This window comes from Nocardioides sp. CPCC 206348 (genome assembly GCF_048654705.1).
In the GTDB taxonomy this organism is placed as follows: domain Bacteria; phylum Actinomycetota; class Actinomycetes; order Propionibacteriales; family Nocardioidaceae; genus Nocardioides.
Genome location: NZ_JBMCZA010000107.1, coordinates 90,404 through 99,980 on the forward strand (window position 1 = coordinate 90,404; position 9,577 = coordinate 99,980).

Consider the following 9,577-nt stretch of genomic DNA (forward strand, 5'->3'; position numbering starts at 1 on the left):
TGACGGCACCGGGTAGACGACCTCGTCGCAGGCCGCTCCGTCGAGGCCCACGGGCTGCACGGAGGCGCCCGGCTTGACGTTGATGTGGACGTGGTCGAGATGGTTCTCGGTCTCGCTGCCTCTGTCCTCCATGGAACGCCAGCCCTCGGATGCGCGGACGACGGACCAGATCCGCTGGTACCAGATGAGGTAGTCGATCCCGAGCTCACTGGCGTGGGCCTTGGCGTAGGTCGCGAGCCGGTCGCCCTGGGCTCGGCCTGCGGAGTTCAGCGGGACCATGAAGTCCGCGGCCAGCCCGGCGGGGTGTCCGTTGGGGTCGGTGGCGCTCTCGCGGTAGCCGCCGACGGTCTTGATGTCGAACATCGGGCCGAGGACGTTGACCAGCTGGGTCAGCTGCGGCTTGACCGGGCCGAGGTTGTAGTTGGTCTCCGTCGCGACGGCGCAGCCGGCGCTGCTGCCGGAGGTGGTGGCGACCACCAGCGGGTGGTCGGCGATCTTGCTGGTCTGGGTGCTGTTGTCGACGCTGGCGTTGGCCCAGGTGAGGTTGGTGCCGTAGACGTGGTCGATCGGCGCGTCCTTCTTGGGCACCTTGCACGGCTCCGCCGACCCGCCGAAGGCGTTGCTGAGCTCGGGAGTGAGGGCGCAGTGGGAGGCGTTCTGACCGTCCTTGCCGTCGTTGAAGTCGCCCAGGATCACCGCGGGTGTTCCGGTGCCGGCGAGGCCGGTCATTGTGGCCAGCTGACGACGCAGCGCCTCCTTGCGGTGCGCGGCGGCGTCCCCGTTGGTGTTGGCCGGGTTGTGGATGCTCCAGACCCAGATCACCTGACCGGCGTGCGGGCTGTCGGCGGCACCGGTCAGTTGGACCAGGGGCATCCCGACGTCCTTGCCACCGAAGTAGGGGATCTGGACGAGGCGGGCGTCGGTCTGCTCCCACTCGTTGCGGTCCCAGATGACCCTGTTCTGCGCCTTGCCGGTGGCCGGGTACATGCCCCACTTCGCCGCGTACCGCTCGGCCAGTGCCGTGGCCTGGGGGCCGTGCACTTCCTGAAGGCCGGCGATGGTGACGCCGGCGTTCTCGATCGTGCGCATCGCGCCCGGGAGTCGCTTGTCCCATGTTTCGTAGCCGGCCTTCTCACCGCCGCCGCCGGGCTTGCCGTCGGTGTGGCCAGCACCGAGCAGGTTGAGGGTGCCGACGGTGATCGGGTTGACGGTGTCGTCCTGGCAGCCGGCGACGTTGGTGGTGGAGCCCCCGGAGTCAGACCCGGGCAGGACTGGGAGATCTGGGCCGAGCAGGTCGGTGATGTCGCCGGCGACGTCTTCCCACTGGGCGTACGCGTCGGGGTAGCCCGAGATCTGGACGGCCTGTGCGGCTTGGGTGAGCGGCATCTTCGACCAGCCGGGGATGTCGAGGAGGCCGGGGTTCGCGGTGTGCTGGGCCTTGCCGAAGAAGGCGCGGGCGGCCAGGACGGGGTTGGTGATCTCCGCGCGGCTCCCCCAGCCGGCGGAGGGGCGCTGCTGGAACAGGCCGGCGGAGTCGCGGTCGCCGGCGGTGAGGTTGACCAGCTTGGACTCCTGGATTGCGGTGGCGATCGCGATCTGCAGGCCGTACCGGGGGATCTCGAGGTCGCGGGCGACCTGGGCGATGGTGATCGCGTTGCGGGCCTGCTCAGCGGTCAGCGCCGGGTAGTTGGACGCGAACTGCAGCCGCATCAGCTGGGACAGCACGTCGCCGGTCGGTGGCCCGCCGGTGGCGGTGTGCGCGGCGGGCACGGCTCCGTCGCCGGTTTCGGTGTCGGAGGTGGGCGCGTCCTCGGGGCCGGCGCCGTTCATGGCCAGCCGGGCGGCGATCCAGTGGTGGTCGGAGACCATGGTCCCGGACCAGCCGCGCTCGAGGCGCACGCCTTGGTGCTGGGGGAAGAAGATGAAGTCGACGGCGTGGTTCTGCCAGCCGTAACCGGCGGCCCTCATCTTCGCCGCGGCCGCCCACGGGAGGTCGGTGTAGGAGGCGTGGGTGTTCATGTCGCCGCCGATGAGCACCGGGCCGTGGGTCGCGAGTGAGTTGCGCAGCTGCAGCAGGATGTCCATGCCGGCGCCGTACTGCTGGGGCCGGGTCAGCGGCGGGTTGCCGTGCTGGCGGGGGTACTTGTGCGGGTTTGTCATGTGGTGGGTCGCGATGATCGACACCACGGCGCCGTCGCTCTTGCGTTCCAGCAGCGCCCAGGTGGCATGCCGGTCCCAGGTGACCGGGCGCCCGTTGTAGAAGGTCTTGTCGTCGTCGGCAAGCTTGACCCGCCCGGAGCTTCTCAGGGCCCATGTGTCGCTCTTCCAGAGCACGACGTTGCCCATCGACTCGATCGCGTCGGCGCCGCTCTCCGCCGGCGCGCGGTAGGCCGAGTAGCCGGGGGCGGCTGACTCGATGAAGCCCAGGCTGCGAGCGCTCTGCTCGCTGAGGGTCACGAAGTCCGGGTTGGTCGAGAGGACCTTGGGCATCGAGGCTCGGAAGCCGTCCGGGCCGGAACGGGTGGGGATGTTCGCCGAGGCGACGCCGATCTGACCCTGGACCGGGCCGCCGATCGGCCCGTCGATGTTGCCGAGGTCGCCGAGCGCGGTCGGTGCTGTTCCTTGGCTGGTCTGGGTGCGGCACTCGGCGGCCGCGGTGGTGCTCATGAGCACCATCAGGGTGGCCAGGATCGGCATGCCGGCGACGATGATCAGGAGGGGCAGCCCGGCGAGCAGCAGCTTCTTCACTACAGATCAGTCCCGAGGGCGCTTATGTTCCGGCTGGAATCGTCAGAATTCATCGGAACTTCTAACCTGCGGCCTCGATGGCCTCGTTGGTGTAATAGAGCTCCTTCTCCAGCGGGTGGAGCACGGTCTGGACCTTGTAGGTGGCCTCGCCGATGCACCACAGAGCCCGGCCCTTGTCCTGCATCGCCCACCCCGAGACCATGTCCTGGGCGATCGGCCCGAGGCCGAGCATGGAGTCGAGTTCGCGCGCCACTCTCGGCTTCTGGCCGCCGAGGATCTTGATGTCGGCCAGCTCGAGCAGGTCCTTGGCGATCATGGTGGCCTGAGAGTCGGCGTCACCGACCGAGAGCAGGTCGGAGGGCTTGTGGAGGTTGGCGAACTGGATGTCGCCGCCCTTGCCGGCCATGCCTCGCGAGAGCCGCAGGTCGGCGTCGAAGCTCATGACTGCGGCGACGCCCAGCCGCATCTGCTTCCAGACCTCGTCACGCACGACGATGCGCAGATCCCCCGGCTCGGCGATCTCGCGAAGCCCGCGGCCCCACGAGTTCATGCACAGCAGCGCGATGCCCACGGCCTCGTCGCCCAGGCCATCGAGACGCGACAGGCTGAACGACTGGATCGGTGCCCGCCAGTCGACCTCGACGTTCGTGAAGTCGTCGAAGAGGCCGGCCAGGGTGCCTGTCACCAGCTCGCCGAGCGCGTTGCGCAGCAGCCTGGTCTCGTCAAGGAACTGCCGTCTCGTTCCGAACTCGCAAGCCTTGACGAGGTCCTCAGACGGATCGCGCAGCAGCTCCCACAGTTGCGGGATCGTTGTCTCGCGCAGCGAGGAGTTCCCGGCGGCGTAGCCGGTGAGGATCTGCAGAGCGTTGCGGACGACGTCGCTCTCGTCGGGCCCGAAGGGCACGCGTCGTTGTTCGTCGATCTTCATGCTGCCGACGAGCCCGCGGACCAGCACGAGCCAGCGCTTGAAGATGATCGTGGTGCGCCGCTGCGCTTCCTCGGCCGAGAGCTTCTCCCAGCCGTGTCCGAGCGGGCCCATCGCCAACGGGTTGATCCGGGCCGGCAGACCCGGGCCGATGACGAACGGCTCGACGCCGTGCGCTCGGCACAGCGACTCGTACTCGTCCTTCGGGTCGCCGAGGACCAGGGTGCGGTAGCCGAACGGCATCATCCGGTTGCAGAAGGCTTTGGTGGTGCCTGACTTGCCGGTGCCGGGCTTGGCGAACTGGAAGATGTTCGGGTTGGTCGCCGTGACGTCGTCGCGCAGCACCCATCCGAACGGGTCGCAGTAGAAGGAGCCGCCGGAGAGCTGGTCGACGCCCATCTGAGCCCCGGTCGGGGGCAGTGCGGGGGCTGACACGAAGGGCCAGAGCACCGGTGACTGATCGCTGGTCATCCGCCACGCCTGGGCCGGGGCCTTGGCTGGCGCCCAGCCGCGACCGGGTCGTGCTGCGCCCCGCCGAGGGGCGTACTTGAAGGATCGGGGCTCCTTGGCCTCGCGGGCCGGGGCCGGGGTGGTCAGCAGGTCGTGGCCGAAGTCCGACAACAGCGCCGCCATGTCCCGACCCGCCTTGGCGCTGCGGCGGTTGCGCCGTGCGGGGGTGGACATCAGGCGTCTCCGGACCGGGTGAGGCTGGTGCCCAGTGGGATGGTGGAGGCGGCGAACCCGGTGTCCTGGGCGAGGTCGAGCCGCAGCGGCGCGAACCCCGCGCGGCGCACCGAGGCGTCCAGCCGGCGGCCGAACTCGGTGATCCGCAGAGTCTTGGGCACGGTGACCGTGCACACGGCGTAGGGCCGGGTCAGCGCGTTGCCGCGGGCCAGCTTGGCGTCCAGACCGCGGGCCTTGTAGGCCTCGTCGCGCTGCTTGGCACGGGTCTTTCGGCCGAGCTTCTCGTTCATCCCCTCGGCCAGGTCGGCTGCCCACTCGGCGTTGCCGGACTGCCGGTCCGCCTTCGACTGCGACACCACCGGGTAGGCGACCAGGAACGAGCGCCGCTCGCCGGACTCGCTCGGGGTGAGGATCGGCGCCAGCGCCCCCATCACCGCGCCACGGCTGGGCAGCTTGATGGTGGCGCTGATCGAGTTCCACGCGTCGTGGCTGTAGTGCCGCACCGTGGCATCGGCGCCAGAGGGTCCGGCCATCGCCCAGGGGACGTCGGCGTTGACTCTCGCGTCCTTCTCCCGCATCGCCAGCGCCTCGACGATGCCGGCACGGTCGCCCGGAGCGAACCCGGTCCGGCTCGCCAGTGCGAGTTCGGGGCTGGTCAGCCACCGCACCGAGGTCATCCCCATGGGACCGCGCAGCTGGGCCTCGATCTCGGCCATGAGGAGATAGATCTCCCGGCACCGGCCCTCAAGGCCACCGCCGGACTCCTTGGCCGACCGGGTGATCCGGGTCTCGGGAACGACGATGGTCACGAACATCTCGGTGCGGACCGAGGCCCGGGTCAGTCCGTGGGCGAGGTCGCTGTTGACGAGCTCGGACAGCTCCGGGGCGTTGGGGCGCCGATGCTTGTTGACCCACAGCTCCCGCTCGGCGCCGTCCTCGGGGACGGTGCGCACCATGAAGAGGATCTCCTCGACCTTCTCGGTGCGGCCGGCGACGTCGATCAGCCCGGCGAGCCCCTCGCCGTAACGGGTGCGCTCCTCGAGGTCCTTCATGCCGATGCCCGGGTGGACGATCGCGGCGGTGACCGCCCAGGTCTTGGTCGCGTGGTCCTGGATGATCGCGACCCGCTGCAGCTGCGAGCCGTGCGGGGGCCCGTCGTGGATCTGGATGCCCTGCAGCACACCGGGCAGGTCCGGGGTGTCGAGGTCCTCGGCGCGACCCTGGGAGGCCTTGGCCCGAAACGACGTCCATCCGAGCAGACCGCCGACGGCGTACATCGTCGAGGCGAACACCCAGCCGGTGGCCGAGCGGCCCCGGACCGGAATGATGGTGATGGCCAGCGCGAACAGCCAGACCATGGCGAACAAGAGGGCGGAGAACCAAGCTCCGCGACTGATCGCCCAGAACGCCGGCAGGCTCACCAGCGACAAGAACATCAGTTGGCCTCCGGATAGTCCGAAGAACCAGCCGATCCGGTCGCGCTGGTAGTCGGCGTAGGTGGTCATCGATGGGTTCCTTCCATCTCGTCGGGGTCCGTACCGGGGTTGCGCGAATCGGGTTAGACCGCGACCGGGGGGATTCCGCCAGCTGCTCCGGCGCCCCCGGCACCGCCAGCCGCTCCCCCGCCGCCAGCAGCGGGTGTCTTGGGTGCGGCACCCGCGCCACCTGCTCCACCGGAGGAGCCGCCCTGGCCGCCGGAGCCGCCGCCGGGGCCACCGCCCGTGGGCAGGGTCGGCGGAGTGGGAGGTGCAGGCGGCATCGGCGGACTCGGCGGGTCGTCGTCGCCGCTGTTCTGCGACCCGGGGTGGCTGCCGCCGGACTGATCCCCGGACTGGCCACCGGACTGCCTGCCGCCCAGCCCGCTGAAGTCGGGCCCGTAGGTGCTCTGCCCGACACCGGCCTGGTTGGACTCATCCGACATCAGCGAGGTGGCCTTGGCGCCGGCGCTGTTGATCCAGCCCATGCCGGTCGACATCGCCTGGCCGACGGGGCCGAAGCTGCCCAGGACGCCCTGGGTGGACTTGTTGAACCGGTCGCCCGTGGACGCCTCGGCGCTCTGCTCGCCGCCCGACCGGCCGCTTGGGTCCATGGCCGAAGCCGCCGAAGAGCCGCCACCGGACGCCCCGCCGCCGAGTAGTCCCTGCAGGCCGCCCTGGATCGCCATGCCTTGCCGGAACGACGCACCCGAGGGGGTGCCGGGGTCGACGAAGGCCAGCAGCTTGAACAACGCCAGCGGTGCGACGACGCTGACCAGGATCAGCATGACCGCCGGGAGTGCGGTGCCGACCGACTTCTGCGCGCCGTCGGCGAGGTGGGTGGCGACACCGTTGGACATCTGTACACCGATGCCGAGCACCATCACCATCAGCACGGGCGTGAACGCCGCGGCGTGGAACCAGCGCAGGCTCTTCCAGAACCAGGAGCGGGTGAAGTCCGAGACCAACCCGGCTGCGGACAGCGGGCCGGTGGCGGTCAGGACCAGGAGCGAGGCTGCGCGGGCGAGGTAGACCAGGATGTGCCCGATGGCGGCCAGCCAGAGGAAGATCCCGAGGAAGGCCAGCACGGTGGCCACCGCCGCGTCGGAGATGTCTTCGGCGCCGAGGCCGCCCAGGGGGTCCCAGTCGGGCCAGGTCTGCACCTTGAGCAGCGACTTCATCAGGGCCCGGGTGAGGGCACCGCAGGCCGCCACGATCATCGCGCAGTATCCGAACCAGCAGGCGCAGACGATGACGAACTGGCCGGCACCGATGAAGGCGCGCGCAAGGCTCTTGCCCTCGCGCTTGAAGGCCGCGGCGCCGAGCTGGATCATCGCCAAGATGACCACCATGGCGAGCGCCAGCCAGAGCGTGAAGGTGTAGACGTCCTTGCCGGGCCCGTCGGCGCGCAGGTCGGGGGTCAAGAACAGCTCGCTGAACGTGAGCACGATACGCAGCACGAACAGGCCGCTGTTCCAGATCGCCAGCATGGCCGCGGTCCAGGCGTCGGCAGCGGCCTTGGCGATGACGTCGCCGATGGCCTCGAACGGGTTCGGGATGTCGCCGAGGCCGGGGATCCCGCCTCCGAATAGGTCGCCGAGGTTCGGGAGCCCAGGAACGCCGGGGAGACTGCCCAGCCCGTCGCAGACCGCGTCCAGCAGGCCGCAGCCGGGCAGCCCGTCCGGGATCAGGTTGCCGGGGCTGGGCAGGTCCTCGGCGAGCCCGCCGAGGCCGTCGAGTGCACCGGTGACGCCGTCCGTCACCCCGTCAGTTGCGTCCTTGCCGCAGTCGATCGGGTCTTCGGCGCATTCGAGCGCGTCGCCGCCGAGGTCGCACAGGGCGTCGGGACCCGGGCAGCCCTGCTTGAGGTTGCGCGCTGGGAGGTGGCCGGCGGTCTCGGCGGGTGCGGACACGGCCGGCGCTGCGGTGCTCAGCGTCGTCGACATCGCGGTGTCGGCGGCCGCTGCGGCCGGCGGCTGCAAGGTCGAGGCTGCGCCGAGGAGCGTGGTGAACAGCAGGACCGCGAGTGCGCCGATCCCGATGCGGATCAGGCTTCCGCGACCCGTGCGGGACGGGCGGGTCGTCGGGGCGGTCACTGCGCAGCTCCGTTGATCGGCACCCAGCCGGCCTGCTTGAACTCCGGGGTGTTGGGGGCAACCGCTTGCGGCTGGCCCTGCTGGACCAGGTGCTCGATGTCCTGGGAGCTGCCCTGGACCAGCCGCCAGTCCCAGACACCATCGACCTCGAGCCACCGCATGAGTTGGGTGCCGGCGTACAGGCCGTCCTTGACCTCGCCGTCGGCGGTGGTGAGCGTGACGTAGCTCAGCAGGTTCACCGCGTAGTACTCGGTGCCCAGCGCCTCGAGGGTGTAGGCGATCGGTGTCACGGCGTACGACGCGGGCGCGGGTACGTCGCCGTCCTCGGGGACGCCGGTCTGCTGGCGGCGCAGCGCGACGGCGTCGCGGGCGCGCTCCTCGAAGACCGCCTTGTCGGCGGGGTCGGCGTAGAGGCCGGCGACGGTGACGGCCTGGTCGTAGTCGAACCCGACCTGTGCCTTGGCGACCTCGATCTGCAGCGCCACGGCGCCCAGGTCGGTCTGGGGGAATCCGGTCGGGTAGCCGTTGGCCCGGTCGGCGCCGCCGGGGATGACGACGCCGTCGGTGGGCGCGGTCTCAGGGGCGGTCTCCTCGACGCCGGAGGACTGCGTCGACGACGAGGCCGGGTCGCCCGTGGTGGTCTTGTCGCTGCCGTCGGCGCGGCCGCGGGCGCCGAGCCAGACGGCCGTGGCGACCAGGCTGGCGATGGCCACCAGGGCGGCGATGCGCAGGAGGTTGCCGCGCGAGTTGCTGTCGGTCATCAGGTTGCTCATTGGTGCTCGTCTCCCGAGTAGCTGGGGTCGGTGGTGTTGTCGGTCGACCAGGTGCGCCAGCCGGCCTGGTTGGCCAGGGCGGTGCCGGGCCAGGTCGCGGGTACGGGTGCCGGCGGTGCTCCGGGGGCGACCATCCAGCGGCCGCCGACCCACTGCATGCGCTCGCAGTGCGCGAACGCGATCTGGGCCTCCTGCTTGTAGGTCGCGGTGACCTTCATCAGCACGCAGACGACTGTCCAGTCGGGGCCGTCGGTCCCTCTGACCAGGGCGGCCGCCGGCTCGAGGGTCACCGAGGCGCTGGGGTCCTTGACCTCGCCCATGTCGGTGCTGGTGAGGAAGGCGCGAACACTGACGGTGATCCACCAGTCCTCGGCGCTGACTCCGCCGGGCAGGGCCCAGGTGTTGTAGACCTCCTGGGCGGTCTGCAGGCTCATCGACTGCAGGACCGCGGTGTCGATCTGGGCGAGCTGCCCGATCGCGCCCTCGGGGGTGTGGGGGAACCCGGTCATGACGAACCCGGGGCCGTTCACGCCGGTCCCGGCCGGGATCTTGATAGTGGGCGCGGTCTCGCTGGCCTTGTCGGCCGGGAAGGCGGCGCTCTCCGGGACGGTCAGCATCGGCGCGGCCGCGATCTCGTCGCGGTGGGCGGTGCCCTGGGCCACGGTCGAGCGGTCGGTCTCGCCCGCGGCCACTCCCGGCGTGGCGTTGGCGTCGTCGCCGATGCCGGCGAGCGCCAGGTAGACCGCGTACCCGACGCCGCCGAGCAGGAGCGCAGCCACGACGCCGGCGGCCACCAGGATCCCGAGCAGACGGCCCCGGCCCCACTCGGTGGCGCCTTCGGCCTTCTTCGTGGCTGCGCGCCGCATCAGATGCAGC

Annotated in this window: 6 protein-coding genes; all 6 read right to left on the reverse strand. The window is 70.6% G+C overall.

From position 1 onward, the window contains the following. Window positions 1-2,748: endonuclease/exonuclease/phosphatase family protein (locus ACOADB_RS05880; RefSeq protein WP_378597011.1), on the reverse strand; the 2,748-nt coding region annotated here is incomplete at its 3' end. 61 nt (window positions 2,749-2,809) lie between these two features. Further along, window positions 2,810-4,357 carry an ATP-binding protein gene (locus ACOADB_RS05885; protein WP_378597012.1) on the reverse strand — a complete coding sequence of 516 codons (1,548 nt, stop codon included), beginning with the start codon at window positions 4,355-4,357 and terminating at the stop codon, window positions 2,810-2,812. Beyond that, window positions 4,357-5,862 carry an SCO6880 family protein gene (locus ACOADB_RS05890; RefSeq protein WP_378597013.1) on the reverse strand — a complete coding sequence of 502 codons (1,506 nt, stop codon included), beginning with the start codon at window positions 5,860-5,862 and terminating at the stop codon, window positions 4,357-4,359. Before ACOADB_RS05890 ends, ACOADB_RS05885 begins: the two co-directional genes overlap by 1 nt. Before the next feature lie 53 nt (window positions 5,863-5,915). Next, a complete protein-coding gene (locus ACOADB_RS05895) occupies window positions 5,916-7,928 on the reverse strand; it encodes a type IV secretion system protein (protein ID WP_378597014.1) in 2,013 nt (670 codons plus the stop codon). Further along, window positions 7,925-8,701: a hypothetical protein gene (locus tag ACOADB_RS05900; protein WP_378597015.1), complete on the reverse strand. Its 777-nt coding sequence runs from the start codon at window positions 8,699-8,701 to the stop codon at window positions 7,925-7,927. Before ACOADB_RS05900 ends, ACOADB_RS05895 begins: the two co-directional genes overlap by 4 nt. Then, window positions 8,698-9,577 (reverse strand): hypothetical protein (locus ACOADB_RS05905; protein WP_378597017.1); only part of this gene is annotated, 880 nt, incomplete at its 5' end. The genes ACOADB_RS05900 and ACOADB_RS05905, both read right to left, overlap by 4 nt.